Annotated in this window: 21 protein-coding genes and 2 tRNA genes; 19 read left to right on the top strand and 4 right to left on the bottom strand. The window is 61.2% G+C overall.

Translation table 11 applies throughout. The annotated features are described in order from the left end of the window. Positions 1–50 precede the first annotated feature (50 nt). The 12 genes from FX984_RS28350 to FX984_RS28295 all read left to right on the top strand — a co-directional run bounded on the left by FX984_RS28350 (position 51) and on the right by FX984_RS28295 (position 14,396). Positions 51–911 (top strand): NAD(P)H-hydrate dehydratase, encoded by an 861-nt coding sequence (locus FX984_RS28350; protein WP_146476857.1) that lies wholly within the window; start codon positions 51–53, stop codon positions 909–911. Next, positions 899–1,369 (top strand): tRNA (adenosine(37)-N6)-threonylcarbamoyltransferase complex ATPase subunit type 1 TsaE, encoded by a 471-nt coding sequence (gene tsaE, locus FX984_RS28345; RefSeq protein ID WP_027604903.1) that lies wholly within the window; start codon positions 899–901, stop codon positions 1,367–1,369. Before FX984_RS28350 ends, tsaE begins: the two co-directional genes overlap by 13 nt. Before the next feature lie 15 nt (positions 1,370–1,384). Then, positions 1,385–2,806, top strand: coding sequence for an N-acetylmuramoyl-L-alanine amidase (locus tag FX984_RS28340; RefSeq protein WP_027604902.1), 1,422 nt, complete (start codon positions 1,385–1,387; stop codon positions 2,804–2,806). Further along, entirely contained in the window at positions 2,806–4,719 is a 1,914-nt protein-coding gene (mutL, locus tag FX984_RS28335) for a DNA mismatch repair endonuclease MutL (RefSeq protein WP_146476858.1), read from the top strand. Before FX984_RS28340 ends, mutL begins: the two co-directional genes overlap by 1 nt. Continuing rightward, complete coding sequence (gene miaA, locus FX984_RS28330) at positions 4,719–5,690, top strand: tRNA (adenosine(37)-N6)-dimethylallyltransferase MiaA (protein ID WP_027604900.1); 972 nt, start codon at positions 4,719–4,721, stop codon at positions 5,688–5,690. The genes mutL and miaA overlap by 1 nt, the downstream gene beginning before the upstream one ends. A gap of 94 nt (positions 5,691–5,784) precedes the next feature. Continuing rightward, positions 5,785–6,045, top strand: a complete 261-nt coding sequence (hfq, locus tag FX984_RS28325) for an RNA chaperone Hfq (RefSeq protein ID WP_003171355.1) — start codon at positions 5,785–5,787, stop codon at positions 6,043–6,045. Between the two features lie 12 nt (positions 6,046–6,057). After that, on the top strand, positions 6,058–7,359 hold the full coding sequence (gene hflX, locus FX984_RS28320; protein WP_027604899.1) for a ribosome rescue GTPase HflX: 1,302 nt from the start codon (positions 6,058–6,060) through the stop codon (positions 7,357–7,359). Between the two features lie 96 nt (positions 7,360–7,455). Next, entirely contained in the window at positions 7,456–8,631 is a 1,176-nt protein-coding gene (hflK, locus tag FX984_RS28315; protein ID WP_092359364.1) for an FtsH protease activity modulator HflK, read from the top strand. After that, positions 8,631–9,497: a protease modulator HflC gene (gene hflC / locus FX984_RS28310; protein WP_010213607.1), complete on the top strand. Its 867-nt coding sequence runs from the start codon at positions 8,631–8,633 to the stop codon at positions 9,495–9,497. Before hflK ends, hflC begins: the two co-directional genes overlap by 1 nt. Positions 9,498–9,790: 293 nt before the next feature. Continuing rightward, complete coding sequence (locus FX984_RS28305) at positions 9,791–10,978, top strand: ATP phosphoribosyltransferase regulatory subunit (protein WP_092359361.1); 1,188 nt, start codon at positions 9,791–9,793, stop codon at positions 10,976–10,978. A gap of 54 nt (positions 10,979–11,032) precedes the next feature. Continuing rightward, positions 11,033–12,322, top strand: a complete 1,290-nt coding sequence (locus FX984_RS28300) for an adenylosuccinate synthase (protein ID WP_027604896.1) — start codon at positions 11,033–11,035, stop codon at positions 12,320–12,322. A gap of 139 nt (positions 12,323–12,461) precedes the next feature. Beyond that, positions 12,462–14,396: a methyl-accepting chemotaxis protein gene (locus tag FX984_RS28295; RefSeq protein WP_027604895.1), complete on the top strand. Its 1,935-nt coding sequence runs from the start codon at positions 12,462–12,464 to the stop codon at positions 14,394–14,396. A 47-nt stretch (positions 14,397–14,443) separates the two neighbouring features. Here the strand turns inward: FX984_RS28295 and FX984_RS28290 are convergent, their stop codons facing one another. From FX984_RS28290 to FX984_RS28275, 4 genes are all read right to left on the bottom strand, one after another. Beyond that, complete coding sequence (locus tag FX984_RS28290; protein WP_092359357.1) at positions 14,444–16,009, bottom strand: ABC transporter permease; 1,566 nt, start codon at positions 16,007–16,009, stop codon at positions 14,444–14,446. Beyond that, complete coding sequence (locus FX984_RS28285) at positions 16,009–17,034, bottom strand: iron ABC transporter substrate-binding protein (RefSeq protein ID WP_065925621.1); 1,026 nt, start codon at positions 17,032–17,034, stop codon at positions 16,009–16,011. Before FX984_RS28285 ends, FX984_RS28290 begins: the two co-directional genes overlap by 1 nt. A gap of 145 nt (positions 17,035–17,179) precedes the next feature. Continuing rightward, a tRNA-Leu gene (locus FX984_RS28280) sits at positions 17,180–17,266 on the bottom strand. Positions 17,267–17,420: 154 nt separating this feature from the next. Next, positions 17,421–17,507: transfer RNA gene (locus FX984_RS28275), tRNA-Leu, on the bottom strand. Positions 17,508–17,731: 224 nt separating this feature from the next. Here FX984_RS28275 and rnr point away from each other — a divergent pair. The 7 genes from rnr to dnaB all read left to right on the top strand — a co-directional run bounded on the left by rnr (position 17,732) and on the right by dnaB (position 24,948). Further along, positions 17,732–20,365, top strand: coding sequence for a ribonuclease R (rnr, locus tag FX984_RS28270; protein WP_027607687.1), 2,634 nt, complete (start codon positions 17,732–17,734; stop codon positions 20,363–20,365). After that, on the top strand, positions 20,362–21,117 hold the full coding sequence (gene rlmB, locus FX984_RS28265) for a 23S rRNA (guanosine(2251)-2'-O)-methyltransferase RlmB (RefSeq protein ID WP_027607688.1): 756 nt from the start codon (positions 20,362–20,364) through the stop codon (positions 21,115–21,117). Before rnr ends, rlmB begins: the two co-directional genes overlap by 4 nt. A gap of 248 nt (positions 21,118–21,365) precedes the next feature. After that, positions 21,366–21,788, top strand: a complete 423-nt coding sequence (gene rpsF / locus FX984_RS28260; protein ID WP_003171371.1) for a 30S ribosomal protein S6 — start codon at positions 21,366–21,368, stop codon at positions 21,786–21,788. Between the two features lie 29 nt (positions 21,789–21,817). Continuing rightward, positions 21,818–22,048 (top strand): 30S ribosomal protein S18, encoded by a 231-nt coding sequence (rpsR, locus tag FX984_RS28255; RefSeq protein ID WP_003171373.1) that lies wholly within the window; start codon positions 21,818–21,820, stop codon positions 22,046–22,048. 36 nt (positions 22,049–22,084) lie between these two features. After that, complete coding sequence (locus tag FX984_RS28250) at positions 22,085–22,975, top strand: YybS family protein (protein WP_065925619.1); 891 nt, start codon at positions 22,085–22,087, stop codon at positions 22,973–22,975. 18 nt (positions 22,976–22,993) lie between these two features. Next, the gene (rplI, locus tag FX984_RS28245; protein ID WP_003171376.1) at positions 22,994–23,440 is read left to right on the top strand and encodes a 50S ribosomal protein L9; all 447 of its coding nucleotides are present in this window, start codon (positions 22,994–22,996) and stop codon (positions 23,438–23,440) included. 110 nt (positions 23,441–23,550) lie between these two features. Further along, positions 23,551–24,948, top strand: coding sequence for a replicative DNA helicase (gene dnaB, locus FX984_RS28240; protein ID WP_017526410.1), 1,398 nt, complete (start codon positions 23,551–23,553; stop codon positions 24,946–24,948). The last annotated feature ends 49 nt before the right edge of the window (positions 24,949–24,997 follow it).

Below are 24,997 nucleotides of genomic sequence, written 5' to 3'. Positions count from 1 at the left end.
CCACAGGTTAGATGCGTATAATTCTGCCAGACATCGGAGCTTGAAGACGCATGCCGCAGACAAAACACGAAATAACCGACGTTCAGCCTTTGTTGCACGGCCATTTGCCGCAACTGGCTGCGCGTTCCCCTGACGCCCATAAAGGCCAGTTCGGTCACCTGCTGATGATTGGCGGCGACCGGGGCTTTGGCGGTGCCGCGCTGTTGAGTGCCGAAAGCGCCCTGCGCAGTGGCGCGGGCATGGTGTCCCTGGCCACTCGCCTTGAGCACGTGCCGGCCGCGCTGGCGCGTTTGCCGGAAGTCATGAGCGTCGGCGTGAGTTCGGCCAACCAGTTGATGGGCTTGCTGGAAAAAATCTCGGTAATCGTCATTGGCCCCGGCCTGGGCGAAGCCGCCTGGGGTAAAAGCCTGTTGTCTGTTGCAGCCAATGCACGGCAGCCGCAGGTCTGGGATGCCGATGCGCTCAATCAACTGGCGACTGGCAGCGTGAGCCTGCCGGCCGATTGCGTGATCACTCCGCATCCGGGGGAGGCGGCGCGCTTGTTGGGAATTTCGACAGCCGAGGTTCAGGCCGACCGTCTTAAGGTGGCGCGCGCGTTGAGCCAGAAATTCAAGACAGTGGCTATCCTCAAGGGTGCTGGCAGTTTGATTGCCAGCCTGGACGGGCGCGTTTCACGCTGCGATCAAGGCCATCCGGCGATGGCGACGGCGGGCCTCGGTGATGTTTTGGCCGGCCTGGTAGGTGCGCTGCTGGCCCAGGGCATGCCGGCGTATGAAGCCAGCTGCCTGGCCGTCTGGTTGCACGCCACGGCGGGAGATCGCCAGGGCAGCTTTGGTCGCGGGCTGGCCGCCAGCGACCTGATACCCGCCATTCGTCAATTGCTGGAGGAACAGTCGCCGTGTCTGAAGTAATTCTTTTCCTGGCCGATGAAGACGCCATGGTGGCGTTAGGTCAGCGTATTGCCCAGGTCACGGCCGGGTCAGGCCTGATCTTTCTTGAAGGCGACCTGGGGGCGGGCAAGACCACGCTGTCCCGGGGGATCATTCGCGGTCTGGGCCACACGGGGGCGGTCAAGAGTCCCACGTTCACCCTGGTTGAACCCTACGAGATCGGCGCAGTGCGGGCGTTCCATTTCGATCTCTACCGCCTGGTCGATCCCGAAGAACTCGAATTCATGGGCATCCGTGATTACTTCGATGAAGACGCGCTGTGCCTGATCGAGTGGCCAGATAAAGGCACAGGCTTTTTGCCAAAGCCGGACCTGACCATTACCATTACGCCGCATGATCACGGACGTCAGCTGAAGTTGTTGCCCCAGGGTGCGCGCGGTGAGTCGTGGTGCGCCGCTCTGGCTTTGGAATTCAAATAATTGGTGGGGTTAGGTATGCGCTTTCGCGCGTTGGTTGCTGTCGTAGGGGTGTTGCTTGCGGCAATGACTGTCAATGCTCTGGCTGCTTCACAGGTGAAGAGTGTTCGCCTGTGGCGAGCGCCGGATAACACGCGACTGGTGTTCGACCTGTCTGGCCCGGTCCAGCACAGTGTCTTTACCCTCACGGCGCCCGATCGCCTGGTGATCGACATCAATGGTGCGACCCTGGCCGCGCCGTTGAACGTGTCCACCGCCAACACGCCGATTACCGCCATGCGCTCGGCGCAGCGCACGCCGACCGACCTGCGGGTGGTGATCGACCTGAAAAAGGTCGTGACCCCGAAAAGCTTCTCCCTGGCGCCAAACGCCCAATACGGCAACCGGCTGGTGGTCGATCTGTTCGACAACGCCGCCGATGCCGCGCCGCCGCCGGCGCCAACCCCGGCCGTGGCGACAGTGCCGGCCGTACCGGTCAACCCGTCCCAACCCCAGGTCAAGCTGCCACCGCCGCCGCCAGCGCCGGCCGGCAAGCGCGACATTATCGTGGTGATCGATGCCGGCCACGGCGGTGAAGACCCGGGCGCGTCCGGCTCGCGCGGCCAGCATGAGAAAGACGTGGTGCTGGCCATCGCCCGTGAGCTGCAGCGCCAGGTCAACGGCATGAAAGGCTACCGCGCCGAACTGACCCGTACCGGCGACTACTTCATTCCGTTGCGCGGCCGTACCGAAATCGCCCGTAAGAAGGGCGCCGACCTGTTCGTCTCGATCCATGCGGACGCCGCGCCTTCGACGGCGGCCTTCGGTGCCTCGGTGTTTGCCCTGTCGGATCGCGGCGCCACGTCCGAGACCGCGCGCTGGCTGGCCGACAGTGAAAACCGTTCCGACTTGATCGGCGGGGCCGGTAACGTGTCCCTCGATGACAAGGACAAGATGCTCGCCGGGGTACTGCTTGACCTGTCGATGACGGCCTCGCTGACCTCCAGCTTGAACGTCGGCCAGAAGGTGTTGAGCAACATCGGCCGGGTGACCTCGTTGCATAAGCAGCGCGTGGAACAGGCCGGGTTCATGGTGTTGAAATCGCCGGACATCCCATCGATCCTGGTGGAAACCGGGTTTATCTCCAATGCCAACGAAGCCTCGAAGCTGGCCAGTGCCAGCCACCAGCAGGCCTTGGCGCGCTCCATCAGTGCTGGCGTGCGCCAGTTCTTCCAGCAGAACCCGCCGCCGGGCACCTACATTGCCTGGTTGCGCGACTCCGGCAAAATCGCCCAGGGCCCGCGCGACCATCGCGTGCAGCCCGGCGACACCGTGGCCATGCTGGCCGTGCGTTTCCAGGTCTCGGCCGCGTCCCTGCGCAGCGCCAACAACCTGAAGAGCGATGAGTTGAAAATCGGCCAGGTATTGACCATCCCCGGCACTGAATTGGCGGCGCAGTAATGAGCGAATCAGTCTTGAACAGCGGGTCGCGCATTGAATTGCTCAGCCCGCGCCTCGCCAACCAGATTGCGGCGGGCGAGGTCGTTGAACGGCCGGCCTCGGTGATCAAGGAGTTGCTGGAGAACAGCATCGACTCCGGCGCCCGACGCATCGATGTCGATGTGGAGCAGGGCGGCGTCAAGCTGCTGCGCGTCCGCGACGATGGCAGTGGGATCTCCTCCGATGACCTGCCGCTGGCCCTGGCCCGTCACGCCACCAGCAAGATCCGCGACCTGGAAGACCTGGAGCGGGTGATGAGCCTGGGCTTTCGCGGTGAGGCATTGGCCTCCATCAGCTCCGTGGCGCGCCTGACCCTGACGTCGCGCACCCGTGATGCCGAGCAGGCCTGGCAGGTGGAGACCGAAGGCCGCGACATGGCGCCTCGGGTCCAGCCGGCTGCCCATCCGGTGGGCACCTCGGTGGAAGTGCGCGACCTGTTCTTCAACACCCCGGCGCGGCGCAAATTCCTCAAGGCCGAAAAAACCGAATTCGATCACCTGCAAGAAGTCATCAAGCGCCTGGCCCTGGCGCGTTTCGATGTGGCGTTTCACCTGCGCCACAACGGCAAGACCATCCTTAGCCTGCACGAAGCCAACGACGACGCCGCACGTGCTCGCCGTGTCGCGGCAGTGTGCGGTGCGGGGTTCCTGGAGCAGGCGCTGCCGATTGAAATCGAACGCAACGGCCTGCGCCTGTGGGGTTGGGTGGGCTTGCCGACCTTCTCCCGCAGCCAGGCGGACTTGCAGTATTTCTTTGTGAATGGCCGGGCGGTACGCGACAAACTGGTGGCCCACGCGGTGCGCCAGGCTTATCGCGATGTGTTGTTCAACGGTCGGCATCCGACCTTTGTGCTGTTTTTCGAGGTCGACCCTTCGGTAGTGGACGTCAACGTGCACCCGACCAAGCACGAAGTACGCTTCCGTGACGGGCGCATGGTGCATGACTTCCTCTATGGCACCTTGCACCGTGCCCTGGGCGATGTGCGCCCGGATGACCAGTTGTCTGCGCCCATCGTGACGGCGGTGGTGCGGCCGAGCGGCCCCGAAGCGGGCGAGTTTGGCCCTCAGGGCGAAATGAGCCTGGCGGCAAACCTGCTGCAATCGCCGCAACCCCAGCCGAGCTACACGGCGCCGGGTTCGGGCTCGGGGGCGGGTTATCAGTACCAATACACACCGCGTCCGCAATCGGCCGTGCCGGTCGCCGAAGCGCAGGCTGCCTATCGTGAGTTCTTTGCGCCGCTGCCAGGTGCCGAGCCGGGCGCCGTGGCCTTGCCGGAAGGTGGCGGTGATATTCCACCCCTGGGCTACGCGTTGGCGCAGCTCAAGGGCATCTACATCCTCGCGGAAAATGCCCATGGCCTGGTGCTGGTGGACATGCACGCCGCCCACGAGCGGATCATGTACGAGCGCCTGAAGATCGCCATGGCCAGCGAAGGCCTGAGTGGCCAGCCGTTGCTGGTGCCGGAATCCCTGGCCGTCAGCCAGCGTGAGGCCGATTGCGCCGAAGAGCATCACGGTCTGTTCCAGAAACTGGGCTTCGAGTTGCAGCGCCTGGGCCCGGAAACCCTGGCGATCCGCCAGATTCCCGCGCTGCTCAAGCAGGCCGAGGCCAACCGGCTGGTGGCCGATGTATTGGCTGACCTGATGGAGTACGGCACCAGTGACCGTATCCAGGCACACATCAACGAACTGCTCGGCACCATGGCCTGCCACGGTGCCATCCGCGCCAATCGCCGCCTGGCCCTGCCGGAAATGAACGGCCTGCTGCGCGACATGGAAAACACCGAACGCAGCGGCCAGTGCAACCATGGCCGTCCGACCTGGACCCAGATGGGCCTGGATGATCTGGACAAACTGTTCTTGCGCGGCCGTTGATGAGTGCCTTGCCCCCCGCGATCTTCCTGATGGGCCCCACGGCCGCCGGCAAGACCGACCTGGCCATCGAGCTCACCAAGGTGCTGCCGTGCGAGCTGATCAGTGTCGACTCTGCCCTGGTTTACCGGGACATGGACATCGGCACCGCCAAGCCTTCCAAAGCGCTGCTGGCGCAGTATCCGCACCGGTTGATCGACATCATCGACCCGGCCGAGAGCTATTCCGCAGCGGATTTCCGCACCGACGCCCTGGCCGCCATGGCCGAGATCACCGCGCGGGGCAACATCCCCTTGCTGGTGGGCGGCACGATGCTCTACTACAAGGCTTTGCAGGAAGGGCTGGCCGACATGCCGCCCGCCGATGCCCAGGTGCGCGCTGAACTCGAAGAAGAGGCTGCACGCCTTGGCTGGCAAGCCCTGCACGACCAGTTGGCAGCGGTTGACCCGGTATCTGCCGCGCGTATTCACCCCAATGATCCCCAGCGCCTCAGTCGCGCCCTGGAAGTCTGGCGGGTCAGCGGGCAGACCATGACTGAACTGCGGCTGAAACAAACTGCGCAAAGTGCTGATGCAGGCGCATCTGGACAGTCACAATTGCCCTATACTGTGGCGAATCTGGCCATCGCTCCGGCAAATCGCCAGGTGCTGCATGAACGAATTGCACAAAGATTCACAATTATGTTGGAACAGGGGTTTGTGGACGAGGTCGTAGCACTGCGTTCAAGAGGTGACCTGCATCCAGGGTTACCTTCGATACGTGCTGTAGGCTACCGCCAAGTCTGGGATCATCTGGATGGCAAGCTGACGTCAGCCGAAATGCAGGAGCGCGGCATCATTGCCACGCGCCAATTAGCGAAGCGCCAGTTCACCTGGCTGCGCAGCTGGAGCGATTTGCACTGGTTGGACAGCCTGGACAGCGACAATCTGTCACGCGCCTTGAAATACTTGGGAACGGTCTCCATATTGAGCTGAGTCCTTGCAATTGCCGTCTATCCTTGGGGGTGTGACGGCCATAAGCTATCTATTTTCCGATTTTTTATTATTGATCCTTAAAGGAGTGCGGCACATGTCAAAAGGGCATTCGCTACAAGACCCTTACTTGAATACTTTACGTAAAGAGAAAGTGGGGGTTTCCATCTACCTGGTCAACGGTATCAAGCTGCAAGGCACGATCGAGTCGTTCGACCAGTTCGTGATCCTGCTGAAAAACACCGTCAGCCAGATGGTCTACAAGCACGCTATCTCGACAGTGGTTCCAGTTCGTCCAATCCGTCTGCCTAGCGCCGCCGGTGATGATGCAGCTGACGCTGAGCCAGGTAACGCCTGATAGGAGTCTCCTTTGTTCTTTGAGCGCCACGGTGGTGGTGAGCGAGTCATCCTCGTTCACTTGGATGGACAGGACCCTGAGGCGCGCGAAGATCCGCAGGAGTTTCAGGAGCTGGCAAATTCGGCCGGCGCCGAGACCGTTGCGTTTTTTAACGTGCCGCGTCATCGGCCAACCGCCAAATTCCTGATTGGCAGCGGCAAGGTCGAGGAACTGCGCGACCTGGTCCATGCCGAAGAAGCCGATCTGGTGATCTTCAATCACACCCTCACGCCCAGTCAGGAACGTAACCTCGAACGTGTATTCGAGTGTCGCGTGATCGACCGCACCGGCCTGATTCTCGATATTTTCGCCCAACGCGCCCGTACCCATGAGGGCAAGCTCCAGGTCGAATTGGCCCAGCTTGACCACATGAGCACTCGGCTGGTTCGCGGTTGGACTCACCTTGAGCGTCAGGGTGGCGGTATCGGCATGCGGGGCCCGGGTGAAACCCAGTTGGAAACCGACCGGCGCCTGCTGCGGGTTCGCCTGCGTCAGATCAAGGGCCGACTGGAGAAGGTGCGCAGCCAGCGCGAGCAATCGCGACGTGGCCGTTCGCGTGCCGATATCCCTACCGTATCGCTGGTGGGCTACACCAACGCCGGCAAGTCCACGCTGTTCAACAACGTGACCAAATCGGACGTGTACGCGGCTGACCAACTGTTCGCGACCCTCGACCCGACCTTGCGCCGTCTGGATATCGACGACCTGGGGCCGATTGTCCTGGCCGATACCGTGGGTTTCATTCGGCACCTGCCCCACAAGCTGGTCGAGGCATTTCGGTCTACGCTCGAGGAGTCGAGCAATTCCGACCTGCTGTTGCACGTGATCGATGCGGCCGAACCGGATCGCATGTTGCAGATTGAACAGGTGATGGTCGTGCTGGGCGAGATTGGCGCCCAGGACTTGCCGATCCTCGAGGTCTATAACAAACTCGATTTGCTTGAAGGCGTCGAGCCACAAATCCAGCGCGACGAGAACGGCAAGCCCCAGCGGGTCTGGCTGTCGGCGCGCGATGGCAGTGGTTTGGAGCTGCTTGAACAAGCCATTGCCGAATTGCTCGGCAGCGATTTGTTCGTCGGCACCTTGCGCTTGCCTCAGCGTTTTGCTCGACTGCGTGCACAGTTTTTCGAGCTGGGCGCGGTACAGAAAGAAGAACACGACGAAGAAGGTGTCAGCTTGCTGGCCGTTCGATTGCCGCGCTCGGAGCTCAATCGGCTGGTCAGCCGTGAAGGCGTAGTACCGACAGAGTTCATCGAACAACACACTTTGCAATAAAAGCCTCCGAAAGCGGTTGTGCCGCAGTAGCAGGCATTCTGTAGCATTGGTCGGCGCGCCGTGGGTGCGTCTTTGCTTTATCAGATGGAGAGCGCTATGGCTTGGAATGAGCCGGGTGGCAACTCGAATAATCAGGATCCTTGGGGTGGTAAGCGCCGCAATAATGGCGACCGCAAGGGGCCACCAGATCTCGACGAGGCCTTCCGAAAGCTGCAGGAAAGCCTGAATGGGTTGTTCGGTGGTGGAAAAAAACGGGGTGGTGATGAAGGTGGTCGCACCGGCAAGGGCGGCGGCTACGGCCTGCTGGGCCTGGGTCTTGTCGTGCTGGCGGCCGTATGGCTGTACAGCGCCGTATACGTCGTGGACGAGCAGGAGCAAGCCGTGGTTCTGCGCTTCGGCAAGTACTACGAGACTGTCGGTCCTGGCCTGAATATCTATTTCCCGCCGATCGACAAGAAGTACATGGAGAACGTCACGCGTGAGCGTGCCTACACCAAGCAGGGCCAGATGCTGACCGAAGACGAGAACATCGTCGAAGTGCCGCTGACCGTGCAGTACAAGATCAGCAACCTGCAGGACTTCGTGCTGAACGTCGATCAGCCGGAAATCAGCCTGCAACACGCAACCGAAAGCGCCCTGCGCCACGTGGTGGGTTCCACCGCCATGGACCAGGTGCTGACCGAAGGCCGTGAACTGATGGCCAGCGAAATCAAGGAGCGCCTGCAACGGTTCCTCGATACCTATCGCACCGGTATCACCGTCACCCAGGTGAACGTACAGAGCGCAGCGGCACCGCGTGAAGTGCAGGAAGCCTTCGACGACGTGATCCGCGCCCGTGAAGACGAGCAGCGTTCGCGCAACCAGGCTGAGACCTACGCCAACGGCGTCGTGCCGGAAGCCCGTGGCCAGGCCCAGCGTATCCTCGAGGATGCCAACGGTTACCGTGATGAAGTGGTCTCCCGCGCCAAAGGTGAAGCGGATCGCTTTACCAAGCTGGTCGCCGAGTACCGCAAGGCGCCTGAAGTGACGCGTGAGCGTCTGTACCTGGACACCATGCAGGAAGTCTTCAGCAACACCAGCAAGGTCCTCGTGACCGGCAGCAAGGGTGGGCAGAACAACCTGCTGTACCTGCCGCTGGACAAGATGATCGAAGGTGGTCGCAGCAGCTCCAGTGCACCGTCCACCGGTTCCAATGCCGCTGCCAATGAAGCGAGCGCCCGTGCGGCCGCTGACTTGCTGCAACAGCAAACACGTACCAGGGAGAGTCGTTGATGAGCAATAAATCGCTGACCGCCCTGATTGTGGGCGTCGTCGTGGTCATCGCTGCCTGGAACTGCTTCTACATCGTGGCTCAGACCGAGCGTGCGGTGCTGCTGCAATTCGGTCGCGTGGTCCAGGCGGATGTCCAGCCGGGCCTGCATGTGAAAGTCCCCTACGTCAACCAGGTGCGCAAGTTCGACGCGCGCCTGATGACCCTGGATGCACCGACACAGCGCTTCCTGACCCTGGAAAAGAAAGCTGTGATGGTTGACGCCTACGCCAAGTGGCGCGTCAAGGATGCCGAGCGCTTCTACACTGCGACCTCCGGCCTCAAGCAGATTGCCGACGAGCGTTTGTCGCGCCGTCTGGAGTCGGGCCTGCGTGACCAGTTTGGTAAGCGCACCCTGCACGAGGTGGTGTCCGGTGAACGTGATGCGCTGATGGCGGATATCACCCGTTCGTTGAACACGATGGCGGAAAAAGAGCTGGGGATCGAAGTTGTCGATGTTCGGGTCAAGGCCATCGATTTGCCGAAGGAAGTGAACCGCAGCGTGTTCGAGCGCATGAGCACCGAGCGTGAGCGTGAGGCCCGTGAGCACCGTGCCAAGGGTAACGAGCTGGCTGAAGGTATCCGTGCGGATGCCGACCGTCAGCGCCGTGTACTGCTGGCAGAAGCCTATCGCGAGTCTGAAGAGGCCCGTGGTGATGGTGATGCTCAAGCTGCGGCGATCTACGCCAAGGCTTACGGCCAGGACCAGGAGTTCTACGCGTTCTACCGTAGCCTGCGTGCCTACCGTGAAAGCTTCGCGAACAAAACCGACGTCATGGTGCTGGACCCAAGCAGCGACTTCTTCCGCTACCTGGAAAAGTCCAAGTAACCAGCCCGTGATTTTGTAGGGCGCACTCCGTCGGGCGGCTAAAACGCCTGGCGGGGTGATCCTTTCAGAAAACGGGTGTATGATGCGGCAGCCGGGAAATTCCCGGCTTTTTTGCGTCTGCATGTTTGATTCGGCAGGCGTGACAGGTTTTTCGAGGAAAGTGCCCGACGAGGCCGTTAACAGGTCGTTCGTCACGTCGCTCTTGCGCGTGGTTTATGCAGGGGGCGGGTATTTTCTGCTTCACTCAAGGCTCGGCCGAGGGCTGGCCGCCCGGATCATAGGGGAATGGCGTAATGGCAACGGTAGACCGCTGGCTGCTGCCAGATGGCATCGAAGAAGTACTGCCACCAGAAGCTGCGCGCATTGAAGTAGCGCGTCGCCAGGTGTTGGATCTGTTCCAGAGCTGGGGTTACGAGTTTGTCGTGACCCCCCATATCGAGTACCTGGAATCCCTGCTGACCGGCGCGGGCCAGGACCTGGATCTGCGCACCTTCAAGGTCATCGACCCGCAATCGGGCCGGCAAATGGGGTTCCGTGCCGACATCACGCCGCAAGTGGCACGCATCGATGCGCACACCCTGCGCCGCGAAGGCCCGAGCCGCCTGTGCTACGCCGGCAGCGTGCTGCACGCTCAACCGCGTGCCTTGTCGTCCTCCCGCAGCCCGATCCAATTGGGCGCGGAGTTGTACGGTGATGCCAGCCCGAGCAGCGACGTTGAAGTGATCAGCCTGATGCTGGCCATGCTGCAACTGGCTGATGTGCCAGATGTCCACATGGACCTCGGTCACGTGGGTATCTACCGTGGCCTGGCCCGTGCGGCCGGTTTGTCCGGTGAAGCCGAGCAACAGCTGTTCGATGCCCTGCAGCGCAAGGCGATCGATGAAGTCATCGCCCTGACCGCTGGCGTGCCTGCGGATCTGGCCGAGATGCTGCGTGCACTGGTCAACCTGTGTGGCGGCCGTGAAGTGCTGGTGGCTGCACGTGAACGCCTGGCCAAGGCGCCGGCGCCGGTATTGGCTGCACTGGATGACCTGTTGGCGATTGCTGAGCGGTTGTCGGCGCGGTTCCCGCAGTTGCCGCTGTATTTTGATTTGGGCGAGCTGCGCGGCTACCACTACCACACCGGTGTGGTGTTCGCGGTGTTTGTGCCGGGTGTTGGCCAGGCCATCGCCCAAGGTGGTCGTTACGACGACATCGGCGCCGACTTCGGTCGTGCGCGTCCGGCCACCGGCTTTTCCACCGATTTGAAAACCCTGGTGACCCTGGGGCGTGCTGAGGTCGAGCTGCCGTCTGGTGGCATCTGGATGCCCGACAGTACGGACGCAGCACTCTGGCAGCAGGTTTGCCAGTTGCGCAGTGAGGGTCAGCGTGTTGTCCAGGCATTGCCTGGGCAGCCATTGGCCGCCGCCCGTGAAGCGGACTGCGACCGGCAATTGATTCTGCAGAACGGGCTTTGGCAAGTATCGCCACTGGCTTCTTGAGTTTTCCTGCCGGCCATCGCCGGCACCAAGTTTGCGCGAATGAGGACAAGTGTTATGGGTAAGAATGTCGTAGTCCTGGGCACCCAATGGGGTGATGAGGGCAAAGGCAAGATCGTTGATCTGCTGACCGAACATGCTGCCGCCGTAGTGCGCTACCAAGGCGGTCACAACGCTGGCCACACCCTGGTCATCGACGGCGAAAAAACCGTCTTGCACCTGATCCCGTCGGGCGTCCTGCGCGAAGGCGTGCAGTGCCTGATCGGCAACGGCGTCGTGGTTGCGCCGGATGCCCTGCTGCGTGAGATCACCAAGCTGGAAGAGAAAGGCGTACCGGTGCGCGAGCGCCTGCGTATCAGCCCGTCCTGCCCGCTGATCCTGTCCTTCCACGTTGCGCTGGACCAGGCTCGTGAAAAGGCCCGTGGCGAGCTGAAGATCGGCACCACCGGTCGCGGCATCGGCCCGGCCTACGAAGACAAGGTCGCGCGTCGTGGCCTGCGTGTGGGCGACCTGCTCAACATGCCGCGCTTTGAAGACAAGCTGCGTGAACTGGTGGATTACCACAACTTCATGCTGGTGGGTTACTACAAAGAGCCAGCCATCGAATTCGACAAGACCCTGGCCGAGTGCAAGGAATACGCTGAGCTGCTCAAGCCGCTGATGCTGGATGTGACCGCCGAGCTGCACGACCTGCGTCGCGCCGGCAAGGACATCATGTTCGAAGGCGCCCAGGGTTCGTTGCTGGACATCGACCACGGTACCTACCCGTACGTGACCAGCTCCAACACCACTGCCGGCGGCGTCGCTACCGGTTCGGGCGTTGGTCCTATGTTCCTGGACTACATCCTCGGCATCACCAAGGCCTACACCACCCGTGTAGGTTCGGGCCCGTTCCCGACTGAACTGTTCGACGAAGTCGGTGCGCACCTGGCCAAGCAGGGTCACGAATTCGGCGCGACCACCGGCCGTGCTCGTCGCTGTGGCTGGTTCGACGCCGTTATCCTGCGTCGCGCGATCGATGTGAACAGCATCTCGGGCATCTGCTTCACCAAGCTGGATGTACTCGACGGCCTGGAAACCATCAACATCTGCGTCGGCTACAAAGATGCCGAAGGCAAGGACGTTGCCCCGGTTGACGCCGACAGCTACGTGGGCCTGCAGCCTGTGTACGAAGAAGTGCCGGGCTGGAGCGAGTCGACCGTGGGTGCCAAGACCCTGGAAGAGTTGCCAGCCAATGCCCGTGCCTACATCAAGCGCGTTGAAGAGCTGATCGGTGCGCCGATTGACATTATTTCGACGGGCCCGGATCGCAACGAGACCATCGTTCTGCGTCACCCGTTCGCTTAATAAGCTATTGATGTAAAAAGCAAAGGGCTCCTTCGGGAGCCCTTTGTCGTATCTGCATGCCAAGCGGCACGACCCTTGCTATGTTTCTTTCTTTCGCGGTGCTATCAAATTAATGGCACCCGTGGTGGAGGGATTCCCGATGTCTGCCGTTCTCTCATTGTTACAAAGCCGTCTGTTGCGGCCGGTGTTCGTTACCCTAGGTATCGCTCTTTTGGTGCAAGTGCTGGTGGCGGTCGCTCTCACCCGGAGCACGGTCACGGCGCTGGAGGCCGATTTAGGCAGTCGCCTGGGCATCGACAGCCAGAAGCTGTCCGGTGAATTGGCCCAGGCCGGCAAGGAAGTCACGTCGAGCCTGGACAGCTTGTCCACCAGTACCCGTCAGCGTCTGACCGCCGGGCTTTCCGAGCGCCTGCAGGCAGAGCAGAAACAGTTGCGTGCGACCCTGGAAAAAGACCTGCAAGACTCCGCCAACGATATGGCGCAACTGCTGGCCTCGGTGGCGCCCCGCGCCATGTGGGACAGCGATGTGCCAACGCTGTCCGAGTTTGCCCGACGCGCCCAGCGCAATCCCAACGTGCTGTTCGTGGTCTATGACGACGCGGCGGGTGAGCACCTGACTCGTTATCTGAATCGCGAAAATCCGATCAACAAGGCGTTGCTGGAAAAAGGCCAGGGCGATCGCGCCCTGGACAAAGTCCTGAACGCCGCGAAGAACGATCCTTCGGTGTTCTACGTCGAGGCGTCCATCAGTCCTAACGGCGTGGAGATTGGCAAGGTGCTCATGGGGGTGTCGACCGCGTCGGTCGAGGCCGATCTGCAAGCGCTGGACAAGCGTTTTGCCGCACTGATAGCCAGCGGTGATCAGTTGGTCGGCGACAGCCTCAAAGGTGCCGCGGCGGATAGCGCGGCGGCCATGGGCGCTCGCCTGCAGTCGGCGCAAGCCACTGCGACCCAGATGACCGTCAACACCACTGGCGCCGTGCAGGAGGCTGCCGGTACCTTGCGTTGGCGCATCGGCATGGGGCTGGCGGTGGTCGGTTTCGGCGTATTGCTGCTGATCGCCGTGGTTCTCGGCCGTCGTGTGGTCAATCGCCTGAAACTGCTTATCGCGGCCATGGATGACCTGGCAGCAGGCGAGGGCGACCTCACCAAGCGCGTGCAGATCAACAGCAAGGACGAAATCGGCGACATGGCCTCGGCGGTCAATCGTTTTGTGGATAAGTTGCAACCCATCGTGCGCGAGGCGGGCGATGTGGCCCAGCGTACCGGCGTGGAAATCGGCGCCATGACCTTGCGCAATGCCGGCGCCGATGCGGCCGCTGGCTTGCAGCGTGATGAGGTGGCGGAGAGTTTGCGCGCGCTGTCGCAAATGGCCGACGAGGCCCAGGCCGAAAGCCACGCCATGCAGGCGGCGTTGCAGCAGGTGGTGGATATTCGTCAGGCGACGGACGAGAACTCGCGCACGTCGGCCGAAGTCGGCAGTTTGATCGAAGCGTTGGCGGGGCAGGTCCAGGCCGGGTCCCAGGTTATCGAGCGCCTGGCCCAGCAAAGCGAGCAGATCGAAGTGGTGCTGACGGTCATCCATGGTATCGCCGAGCAGACCAACCTGCTGGCGCTCAACGCCGCCATCGAAGCAGCGCGTGCCGGCGAAACGGGGCGTGGCTTTGCGGTGGTGGCGGACGAAGTGCGTGCGTTGGCCAGCAAGACCCAAAGCTCTACCGGCGATATCCAGGCCCATATCGTCGCGTTGCAGCAGGGCGCTCGGGAGGCGGTGGAAACCATCGGCAAGGCCGGGCGCCAGGCCAACGAAGGTTTGCTGGTGCTGCGCGACAGCGTGCGCTTGCAGCAGACGGTGCAGGCCTCGGTGGAGCAGGTGCATGCAGCGATTGGCCTGGCTACCCGCGCCGCCGAGCATCAGGCCCAGGGCGCCCATGCGGTACGAGGCCGGGTCGAGGTGATCCATGCCCAGGCCGAGCGTGCGGCGCAGGCGGTGGTGGAGACTACCGCCAGTGGCAAGGTGCTGGATGGGTTGGCGGCGCAGTTGAAGGCGAGTCTGGGGCAGTTCCGGGCTTAGCGTCGTCTGTTCAGGTCTCATCGGGGGCTTGCCCCCCGATAGCGATCTCAGCGGCTCAAGTACATCCGAGTTGTCAGCAGATAGACCGGCAACCCCGACACCACGATCAACAGCGCCGCATAAGGCGCCGCCGCCGCAAACTCCACATTCGAGGTGTGCGCCCACACGGCAGTCGCCAAGGTATTCAGCCCGGTGGGGCTGAGCAGCAGCGTCGCCGTCAATTCCTTCATGGCGTCCAGGAACACCAGCGCAAATGCCGCACCCAATGCCGGAAAAATAATCGGCAGCGTCACTCGGCAAAACGCACTGAACGACGATGCCCCCAGCGTGCGTGCAGCCTCTTCCAGTTGCGGTGCGGCTTTGTTCAAGGCCGTGCGGATCGGCGCCTGGGCCAATGGAAGAAACAACAAGGCATAGGCGATCAGCAGCAACGCAGAGGTCTGGTACAGCGCCGGCACGTAATGCAGGGCGAAATACACCAGTGTCAGTGCAATCACCAGGCCGGGCAGGGCGTGCAGCAGGTACGGCAGGCGCTCGGCCCAGATTGCCAGTCGGCCCTTGTAGCGCACCACCAGCAGCCCCACCGGTACCGCCAGCGCCAGGCACAGTGCCGCGCCACCCAGCGACAGCATCAGGGAGGACAGCAATGCCTCGCCAATCTCGGCCATTGGAAATGCCGCCGATGAACCTACCGCCAGCCAATAGCCGAGCATGCCCAAGGGGATGCCGCTGCCGATGATCGCCAGCGCCAGGCAATACACCTGGCCCAGTGGCGCCCACTTGCCCAGTCGCACCTGCTCCCCATGCCGCGCCGCGCCCTGGCCGATGCGCACGTGCCGGCCCTTGCCGCGCACGCGCAGTTCCAGCCACAGCAGGGTCAGGCACATCACCAGCAATACCGCAGAAAGCATCGCGGCATTGGCGTTGCTGAACTCCAGTTCGAATTGCTGGTAGATCGCGGTGGTGAAGGTTTGCAGGCCGATGATCGACAGCGCGCCGAACTCCACCAGCATATGCAGGGCAATCAGCAGTGCCCCGGCCAGCAGCGACGGCCACAGCAAGGGCAGGGTGATGCGCAGGAATACGCCCCAGCGATTCAGCCCCAGGGTGCGGGCCGATTCTTCAAGGGAAGGGTCCAGGTTGCGCAAGGTTGCGGCCACTGGCAAAAACACCAGCGGGTATTTGGACAGGGTCATCACCAGGATCGCGCCGCCGAGCCCTTCGAAGTGGGCGCTCAGGGATACCCAGGTGAAGCTGCTGACAAACGCCGGCACCGCGAACGGCAGGCACAGGACTACACCCCAGAGGCGGCGCCCTGGCAGATTGCTGCGTTCCAGCAGCCAGGCCAGGGACAGGCCGATCACGCCGCACGCCACCGTCACGCCGACCATCAGCGCCAGGGTATTGCGCAGCAGCCCGAACACATAGGGGCGCCAGAGCAGATGCACCGCCTGCGCCCAGCCCGCCTGCCAGGCCTTCAGCCCGACGTACACCAGTGGCAGCAGGCTCAGGCCAACCAGTAGCAGGACGGGGAGCAGTAGCCAGATCGAAGGGCGCTTGCGGCGCGGGCTGAGCCCCCCGCGCAGGGCGGGGGTGGGTAGCGATGGGTTCATCAGTTCAAGCCAACCTCACGTTCCAGGTCCAGGGCTTCTTCTGCGTTGCCCAGGTCGGCAGGCGTGACTTTCGGCGGCTGCAGTTCGCTGAAGGGCTTAAGGCCGCGGTTGGATTCCATGCCTTTGCGCAGCGGGTACTCGGCCGAGGTAGTGGTAATCACGCGCTGGCCTTCTTCGCTGGCCATGAACGCCAGCAGTTGCTGGGCTTCTTTGGGATGCTTGCTGGACTTCAGCGCGGCCGCCGAAGACACGGTGATCAGGCCGCCGGCATCGCCATCGGTGAAGTAGTGCAGTTGGGAATCGAGGTTGGTTTTTTCTTTCTTCAGGGCAAACCAGTAGTAGTTGTTCACCAGAACGGTGGCTACTTCGCCGTTTTCCACGGCCTTCAGGGCGACCATATTGTTGCTGTACACCTTGCCGAAGGCACGCAGGCCGGTCAGCCATTCTTCGGCGGCTTCACGGCCGTGCAGCTTGATGATCGCCACGGCCTGTTCCTGGAAGGCACCGCTGGTAGGTACGAAGCCGACCTTGCCTTGCCACTCGGGGCCGGCGAAATCCAATACCGACTTGGGCAGGTCTTTCTCGGCAATCAGTTTGGGGTTGAAGGCTACGACGCGGGTGCGTGCGGTCACGCCCATCCAGTCGCCGTTACGACCCACGTAATCCTTGGGCAGGACGTCGAGCGTGCCTGCATCGATCTTGGCCAGCAGGCCTTGCTCGCCAAGTTTGTTCAATGGCGGCGATTCTTCGGTGTAGATCACGTCGGCAGGGGAGCGGTCGCCTTCCTCCACGACTTGGCTGGCCAGTTGGTTGCTGCTGCCCTTGCGTACGTTGACGTGAATACCGGTCCTGGCTTCGAAGGCCTTGGCGAGTTCATCGCCGACTTCTTTGTGTTGGCCGTTGTACAGGGTCAGGGAGACTTTGTCGGCGGAGTAGGCGGCGGGGGAGAGTAGGGTCAGGCCGAGCAGAGTGATGGTCAGGCCACGCAGAAGGGATGTCTTGAGACGGGTATCGCGGATCATCATCCGGGGTTTTCCTCACTTGAGTGCAACAAATCATTGCAAGGATAAACGATAAAACTTCTCAAGTGCGCCGAAGGGGGGAAATTGCTGATGGGTTTTTCAAACCCCGGAAACGAAAAAACCCGCTTTCGCGGGTTTGATCTGAATTTGGTGCCCAGGAGAAGACTCGAACTTCCACGACCTTGCGATCACCAGCACCTGAAGCTGGCGTGTCTACCAATTTCACCACCTGGGCATTATCAAGCAACGTTGCCGCTGTTGATGGGGCGAACTATACGGCGGGCTTTTTAATCTGTAAACCCCTGATTCGAAAAATATAAATCGTTTTTCTCGTTAAAAATCAGAAGCCTGAAACGAAAAAACCCGCTTTCGCGGGTTTGATCTGAATTTGGTGCCCAGGAGAAGACTCGAACTTCCACGACCTTGCGATCACCAGCACCTGAAGCTGGCGTGTCTACCAATTTCACCACCTGGGCAGCATCAACAACGTTGCCGTCGTCGATGGCGCGCACTATACGGAGCCGTTTTTTAGCTGTAAACCCCTGCTATGAAAAAAACCTGGGAAATTTCGCCAATGGTCGTGCAAGGTGCGCGGCGAGGGCTGTAAAAGGCTTTTAAACGCTTGTTGATGCCTGAAATTTCCCGTTTCAATACGCGTATGCCAAACTAACCCGCATATAGACAAGGTGAAAAATCTCTAATGGCCGATTGGCAGTCCCTCGATCCCGAGGCCGCTCGTGAAGCGGAAAAATATGAAAACCCTATTCCTAGCCGCGAACTGATCCTGGCGCACCTCGCCGATCGGGGTTCGCCTGCTAGCCGTGAGCAGCTGGTCGAAGAGTTCGGTCTGACCACCGAAGACCAGCTCGAAGCCCTGCGCCGCCGCCTGCGTGCCATGGAGCGCGATGCTCAACTGATCTACACCCGCCGTGGCACCTACGCACCCGTGGATAAGCTCGACCTGATCCTCGGCCGCATTGCCGGCCACCGTGACGGGTTCGGCTTCCTGATCCCGGATGACGGCAGTGATGACCTGTTCATGAGCCCGGCGCAGATGCGCCTGGTGTTCGATGGCGACCGTGCCCTGGCGCGGGTTTCCGGCCTGGACCGTCGCGGTCGCCGTGAAGGCGTGATTGTCGAAGTGGTGTCCCGTGCCCACGAGTCCATCGTCGGCCGCTACTTCGAAGAAGGCGGTATCGGCTTTGTTGTGCCGGATAACCCGAAGGTCCAGCAGGAAGTGCTGATCACCCCGGGCCGCAATGGCGCTGCCAAGGTCGGCCAGTTCGTCGAGGTGAAAATCACCCACTGGCCGACTGCGCGCTTCCAGCCCCAGGGCGATATTGTTGAAGTGGTCGGCAACTACATGGCGCCGGGCATGGAAATCGACGTCGCGCTGCGCACCTACGACATTCCTCACGTCTGGCCTGAGGCTGTGCTCAAGGAAGCCGCCAAGCTCAAGCCGGAAGTCGAAGAGAAGGACAAGGAAAAACGCATCGACCTGCGCCATCTGCCGTTTGTCACGATTGACGGTGAAGATGCCCGCGACTTCGACGATGCGGTCTACTGCGAAGCCAAGCCCGGCAAGCTGCGCCTGTTCTCCGGTGGCTGGAAGTTGTTCGTCGCGATTGCCGACGTCTCCAGCTATGTGAAGATCGGTTCGGCCCTGGATAACGAGGCCCAGGTACGCGGCAACTCCGTGTATTTCCCTGAGCGCGTGATCCCGATGCTGCCCGAGCAGCTGTCCAACGGCCTGTGCTCCCTGAACCCGAAAGTCGACCGTTTGGCCATGGTCTGCGAGATGACTATCTCGAAAACCGGCGAAATGACCGATTACCAGTTCTACGAAGCGGTGATCCACTCCCAGGCACGCCTGACCTACAACAAGGTCAGCACCATCCTGGAGCAGCCGAAAACCAGCGAAGCCAAGGCGTTGCGTGGTGAGTACGGGCATGTGGTGCCGCACCTCAAGCAGCTGTACGCGTTGTACAAAGTGTTGCTGGGTGCCCGTCATGTGCGTGGCGCGATCGATTTTGAAACCCAGGAAACCCGGATTGTCTTCGGTTCCGAGCGCAAGATCGCCGCGATCACCCCGACCACCCGTAACGATGCGCACAAGCTGATCGAGGAATGCATGCTGGCGGCCAACGTGGCCACCGCTGAATTCCTGAAAAAGCACGAAATCCCTGCGCTCTACCGTGTACACGATGGCCCGCCACCGGAGCGCCTGGAAAAACTGCGCGCGTTCCTCGGCGAGCTGGGCCTGTCCCTGCACAAAGGCAAGGACGGCCCGACGCCGAAGGACTACCAGGCACTGCTGGCCAGCATCAAGGACCGTCCGGATTACCACGTGATCCAGACCGTGATGCTGCGCTCCCTGAGCCAGGCGGTGTACAGCGCCGACAACCAGGGCCACTTCGGCCTGAATTACGAGGCGTACACCCACTTCACCTCGCCGATTCGCCGTTATCCGGACTTGCTCACGCACCGCGCAATCCGCAGCGTGATCCATTCCAAGCAGAACACCCCGCACGTCAAGCGTGCCGGTGCCATGACCATTCCGAAGGCGCGGATCTACCCGTACGACGAAGCGGCCCTGGAACAGTTGGGCGAGCAGTGCTCCATGAGCGAGCGCCGCGCCGACGAAGCCACCCGCGACGTGGTGAACTGGCTCAAGTGCGAGTTCATGAAGGACCGCGTGGGCGAGTCGTTCCCAGGCGTGATCACCGCCGTGACCGGCTTTGGCCTGTTCGTCGAGCTGACCGACATCTACGTCGAAGGCCTGGTGCACGTCACCGCCTTGCCGGGTGACTACTACCACTTCGACCCTGTGCACCACCGCCTGGCGGGCGAGCGTACCGGTCGCAGCTTCCGTTTGGGCGATACCGTGGAAGTGCAGGTCATGCGCGTCGATCTCGACGAGCGCAAGATCGACTTTGGCATGCCTGACAAGCCCGCCGAAGCGCCGGGCCGTAAAAAGCGTGGCAGCGAGACGACTTCGCCTGCAAGCAAAGGCAAAGGCACTCCCGCCAAAGCGGCAGTTGCAGAGCCCGCTCCAGCCAAGGCCGGGCGCCGTCCAGCAGCCAAGGACAAAGCCCCCGAGGCCTACCGCCCAAGCGACGCGGCGGCGAAAAACGCCGAACTGCGCAAAAGTCGTGAGTTGAAGCAGCAGTTGCTCAACGAAGCCAAAAGCGGTGGTAAAGCGGCGTCTGGGGGAAAGTCCCAAGGGGCGGAAAAGCCGTCGAGCAAGCCCAGTAAACACCGTAAAGGCCCGCCAAAAGCGGGTTCGGCCCCCGCGAAAAGCGGCGGGTCGCGCAAACCTAAGGCCAAGTCATGAGTCTGGAAAAAATCTACGGCGTCCACGCCGTAGAAGCACTGCTGCGTCACCATCCTAAGCGCGTCAAGCAAGTCTGGCTGGCCGAAGGTCGCAGCGAGCCGCGCGTACAGGCGTTGGTCGAGTTGGCCAGCCAAAACAAAGTCGCCATCGGCCAGGCCGAACGGCGTGAAATGGACGTGTGGGTCGAAGGCGTTCACCAGGGTGTGGTGGCGGACGTCAGTCCGAGCCAGGTCTGGGGCGAAGCGATGCTCGATGAGCTGCTCGACCGTACCGAAGGTGCACCGCTGCTGCTGGTGCTGGACGGCGTGACCGACCCGCACAACCTCGGCGCGTGCCTGCGCTCGGCGGATGCTGCGGGTGCGTTGGCGGTGATTGTGCCGAAGGACAAGTCGGCTACCTTGACGCCGGTGGTGCGTAAAGTCGCCTGTGGCGCGGCGGAAGTGATTCCGCTGGTGGCCGTGACCAACCTGGCGCGCACCCTGGAGAAACTCCAGCAGCGCGGCCTGTGGGTCGTGGGCACGGCGGGAGAGGCCGAGGTCAGCATTTATGACCAGGACCTCACCGGTCCGACCATCCTCATCATGGGGGCCGAAGGCAAGGGCATGCGTCGCCTGACCCGTGAACATTGCGATTATCTGGTGCACCTGCCGATGGCCGGTAGCGTCAGCAGCCTGAACGTGTCGGTTGCGACCGGTGTGTGCCTGTTTGAGGCCCAGCGTCAGCGTGGTGCCAAGGCCAAGGCGAAGAAGTAATTCCAAGCCTGGCGTAGAACCAACATGTGGGAGGGGACTGTCCCCTCCCACATTTGCTTTTGTGGTGCCTGGGCGATTGTTCAAATAATCACCAATCACCTTGCGCCCGTTCTTCCCCTTCTCTACAATTGCGCCCCTTGCCTTCCTGGCAGGCACCGATGTGCCTCCCTGCGGCAAGATCCATAAGTGTCATTCACTCCTTGTCTGACCGTTTTTGAGCGGCAGGCTACAACCCGTAAGGAGCATTCATGCGTCATTACGAAATCATCTTTTTGGTCCACCCGGATCAAAGCGAGCAAGTCGGCGGCATGGTTGAGCGTTACACCAAGCTGATCGAAGAAGACGGCGGCAAAATCCACCGTCTGGAAGATTGGGGTCGTCGTCAACTGGCCTACGCAATCAACAATGTTCACAAGGCTCACTACGTGATGCTGAACGTTGAGTGCACTGGCAAGGCCCTGGCCGAGCTGGAAGACAACTTCCGCTACAACGATGCAGTGATCCGTAACCTGGTCATCCGTCGCGAAGAAGCCGTTACCGGCCAATCCGAGATGCTCAAGGCTGAAGAAAACCGCAGTGAGCGCCGTGAGCGTCGCGACCGTCCTGAGCACGAAGGCGCTGATAGCGCTGATAGTGATGACAGCGACAGCAGCGATAACGCTGACGAGTAATCCACGGACCTTATTAAGGAGCCTATCAAATGGCACGTTTCTTCCGTCGTCGTAAGTTTTGCCGCTTCACCGCTGAAGAAGTGAAGGAGATCGACTACAAAGATCTCAACACTCTGAAAGCCTACGTATCCGAGACCGGCAAAATCGTTCCAAGCCGTATCACCGGTACCAAAGCACGTTATCAGCGTCAGCTGGCTACCGCTATCAAGCGCGCCCGCTTCCTGGCCCTGCTGGCCTACACCGACAGCCACGGCCGCTGAGACCGGGCAGTCGACAAGTAGTAAGGGATTGAATGCATGCGCGCCTTAGCTGAGTTCATCATGCGCGGTCGTGTGCAGGCCACTCTGGTAGTGGCTGGATGTGCAGTGTTGCCGTTGTTGTTCTGGTTGGGTGCCGCCGCGGGTTGCCTTGTGCTCCTGCGGCGCGGTTCGGACGCCTTGAGCGTCCTGGGTCTGGGGTTGTTGTCAGTGTTGGTGAGCTGGCATTTCCTGCAAGACCCGACAGCGCTTCTGGTGCTGTTGGGGAGTTGCAGCCTGGCGTTGGTTTTGCGCGCCGGGCATTCCTGGAATCGCGTGCTGCTGGTCAGCACGGCCGTGGGGTTGTTGTGTGCGGTGAGCCTGGGGACCGTCTTCGGTTCCTTCATCGAGTCGCTGGCGCAGACGTTTCAACACGTCTTGCCGCTGGTGATGGGTGAGTCTTACGAGAAGTTCTCGGCAGACCAGAAAGCAGCACTCGCTTCACTGGCAGTTCCGATGTTGATCATTTCGACAGCGGTTTCGGTGCAGGTCTTTAGTGTGTTGTGCCTGATTCTTGGGCGCTATTGGCAGGCGTTGTTGTATAACCCCGGCGGTTTCGGAAGCGAGTTTCGCGCAATCCGGATCCCCAAGCGCGTTGCGCTGTCACTGCTGGCCGTCATGTGCGTTGCCCCGTTTATCGGGTGGCACACCTTGATCCTGTTGCCGTTGTGCGGTGTGCCGCTGTTCTTCGCTGGCTTGTCCCTGATTCACGGGCTTGTCGCGCAGAAAAGACTGGCCAGTTTCTGGCTGGTGGGGATCTACGTCACCGTCCTGCCGCTCATGCACTTGATCGGTCCGTTACTCGTGGTCTTGGCCATTGTCGACAGCCTGATTGATTTTCGCGGACGTTCTGCGCCGAAAGACGCCGATAACGCGAACGGTGAAGGTTAAAAGTTAGAGGATTTTCACATGCAACTGATCCTTCTGGAAAAAGTCGCCAACCTGGGCAACCTGGGCGACAAAGTGAACGTTAAGGCCGGCTACGGTCGTAACTACCTGCTGCCATACGGCAAAGCCACCGCTGCAACCGCTGCCAACCTGGCTGCGTTTGAAGAGCGTCGTGCCGAGCTGGAAAAAGCAGCAGCAGACAAGAAAGCTTCGGCCGAAACTCGCGCTGCCCAACTGGCTGAGCTGGAAGTGACTATCACTGCCACCGCCGGTGACGAAGGCAAGCTGTTCGGTTCGATCGGCACCCACGACATCGCTGATGCACTGACCGCCTCCGGCGTTGAAGTGCAGAAGAGCGAAGTTCGTCTGCCGAACGGCACCATCCGCAACGTAGGCGAATTCGACGTAGCCGTGCACCTGCACGCCGAAGTTGAAGCCACCGTACGCGTTGTCGTGGTAGCAGCTTAAGTCGCACCTAACTGACTGGCACCTCGTGTGCCGGGCAGTTAACATCGGGCACGATCCTGTTTACAGGTCGTGCCTTTTGTTTTTCTACAATCCCCTAATTCCAAGTGGCCATGAACGATATTTCAGCTCCTGAGCAATACGATCTGCAAACCGCTGCCCTGAAGGTGCCGCCGCATTCCATCGAGGCCGAACAGGCCGTGCTCGGTGGCCTGATGCTGGACAACAACGCCTGGGAACGCGTGCTGGATCAAGTCTCGGACGGTGATTTCTATCGTCATGACCACCGCCTGATCTTCCGTGCCATCGCCAAGCTGGCCGACCAGAACTCCCCAATCGACGTGGTGACCCTGGCCGAGCAGTTGGACAAGGAAGGCCAGACCTCCCAGGTCGGTGGCCTGGGCTACCTGGGTGAGCTGGCAAAAAACACGCCGTCCGTCGCCAACATCAAGGCCTATGCCCAGATCGTTCGCGAGCGCGCCACCCTGCGCCAGTTGATCGGCATCAGCACCGAAATCGCCGACAGCGCCTTCAACCCCGAAGGCCGCACCGCCGCCGAAATCCTTGACGAAGCCGAGCGCCAGATCTTCCAGATCGCCGAAGCGCGCCCGAAAACCGGCGGCCCGGTCAGCGTCAACGACCTGTTGACCAAGGCCATCGACCGCATCGACACCTTGTTCAACACCGACAACGCCATCACCGGTATTTCCACCGGCTACACCGACCTCGACGAGAAGACCAGCGGCCTGCAGCCGTCCGACCTGATCATCGTCGCCGGCCGTCCATCCATGGGTAAGACCACCTTTGCGATGAACCTGGTGGAAAACGCCGTGTTGCGCAGCGACAAGACCGTCCTGGTGTACTCCCTCGAGATGCCAGGCGAATCGCTGATCATGCGTATGCTGTCGTCCCTCGGCCGTATCGACCAGACCAAGGTGCGTGCCGGTCGCCTGGAAGACGACGACTGGCCGCGCCTGACTTCGGCGGTCAACCTGCTCAACGACCGCAAGCTGTTTATCGATGACACCGCCGGTATCAGCCCGTCCGAGATGCGTGCACGTACGCGCCGCCTGGTACGTGAGCACGGTGACATCGCCCTGATCATGATCGACTACCTGCAATTGATGCAGATCCCGGGCTCCAGTGGCGATAACCGCACCAACGAAATTTCCGAAATCTCTCGGTCGCTCAAGGCCCTGGCCAAGGAATTCAACTGCCCGGTAGTCGCCCTGTCCCAGCTCAACCGCTCCCTGGAACAACGCCCCAACAAGCGCCCGGTGAACTCCGACTTGCGGGAATCCGGAGCGATCGAGCAGGATGCCGACGTGATCATGTTCGTGTACCGCGACGAGGTGTATCACCCCGAGACCGAGCACAAAGGCATTGCCGAGATCATTATCGGCAAGCAGCGTAACGGCCCGATCGGCTTTATCCGCCTGGCGTTCATCGGTAAATACACACGCTTCGAGAACCTGGCGCCGGGCAGCTACAACTTCGACGACGACGAATAACCCGTCTGCTCAATTCCGACCATTACCGTCGGAATTGGTCAAAATTTGT

Source organism: Pseudomonas marginalis (genome assembly GCF_008692035.1).
GTDB classification, from domain to species: domain Bacteria; phylum Pseudomonadota; class Gammaproteobacteria; order Pseudomonadales; family Pseudomonadaceae; genus Aquipseudomonas; species Aquipseudomonas marginalis.
The sequence above is the reverse complement of the archived record's forward strand: the minus strand, read 5'-3'. Positions and strand labels throughout refer to the sequence as shown.

What these genes read in the sequence shown, in the direction of transcription:
- FX984_RS28305 (WP_092359361.1), top strand. Translation starts at nt 9,791, where the DNA reads ATGGCAACGGTAGACCGCTGGCTGCTGCCAGATGGCATCGAAGAAGTA.
- miaA (WP_027604900.1), top strand. Translation starts at nt 4,719, where the DNA reads ATGAGTGCCTTGCCCCCCGCGATCTTCCTGATGGGCCCCACGGCCGCC.
- FX984_RS28300 (WP_027604896.1), top strand. Translation starts at nt 11,033, where the DNA reads ATGGGTAAGAATGTCGTAGTCCTGGGCACCCAATGGGGTGATGAGGGC.
- hflC (WP_010213607.1), top strand. Translation starts at nt 8,631, where the DNA reads ATGAGCAATAAATCGCTGACCGCCCTGATTGTGGGCGTCGTCGTGGTC.
- FX984_RS28285 (WP_065925621.1), bottom strand. Translation starts at nt 17,034, where the DNA reads ATGATGATCCGCGATACCCGTCTCAAGACATCCCTTCTGCGTGGCCTG.
- mutL (WP_146476858.1), top strand. Translation starts at nt 2,806, where the DNA reads ATGAGCGAATCAGTCTTGAACAGCGGGTCGCGCATTGAATTGCTCAGC.
- rpsR (WP_003171373.1), top strand. Translation starts at nt 21,818, where the DNA reads ATGGCACGTTTCTTCCGTCGTCGTAAGTTTTGCCGCTTCACCGCTGAA.
- FX984_RS28295 (WP_027604895.1), top strand. Translation starts at nt 12,462, where the DNA reads ATGTCTGCCGTTCTCTCATTGTTACAAAGCCGTCTGTTGCGGCCGGTG.
- FX984_RS28340 (WP_027604902.1), top strand. Translation starts at nt 1,385, where the DNA reads ATGCGCTTTCGCGCGTTGGTTGCTGTCGTAGGGGTGTTGCTTGCGGCA.
- FX984_RS28250 (WP_065925619.1), top strand. Translation starts at nt 22,085, where the DNA reads ATGCGCGCCTTAGCTGAGTTCATCATGCGCGGTCGTGTGCAGGCCACT.
- rpsF (WP_003171371.1), top strand. Translation starts at nt 21,366, where the DNA reads ATGCGTCATTACGAAATCATCTTTTTGGTCCACCCGGATCAAAGCGAG.
- dnaB (WP_017526410.1), top strand. Translation starts at nt 23,551, where the DNA reads ATGAACGATATTTCAGCTCCTGAGCAATACGATCTGCAAACCGCTGCC.
- rplI (WP_003171376.1), top strand. Translation starts at nt 22,994, where the DNA reads ATGCAACTGATCCTTCTGGAAAAAGTCGCCAACCTGGGCAACCTGGGC.
- rlmB (WP_027607688.1), top strand. Translation starts at nt 20,362, where the DNA reads ATGAGTCTGGAAAAAATCTACGGCGTCCACGCCGTAGAAGCACTGCTG.
- FX984_RS28350 (WP_146476857.1), top strand. Translation starts at nt 51, where the DNA reads ATGCCGCAGACAAAACACGAAATAACCGACGTTCAGCCTTTGTTGCAC.
- FX984_RS28290 (WP_092359357.1), bottom strand. Translation starts at nt 16,009, where the DNA reads ATGAACCCATCGCTACCCACCCCCGCCCTGCGCGGGGGGCTCAGCCCG.
- hfq (WP_003171355.1), top strand. Translation starts at nt 5,785, where the DNA reads ATGTCAAAAGGGCATTCGCTACAAGACCCTTACTTGAATACTTTACGT.
- rnr (WP_027607687.1), top strand. Translation starts at nt 17,732, where the DNA reads ATGGCCGATTGGCAGTCCCTCGATCCCGAGGCCGCTCGTGAAGCGGAA.
- hflK (WP_092359364.1), top strand. Translation starts at nt 7,456, where the DNA reads ATGGCTTGGAATGAGCCGGGTGGCAACTCGAATAATCAGGATCCTTGG.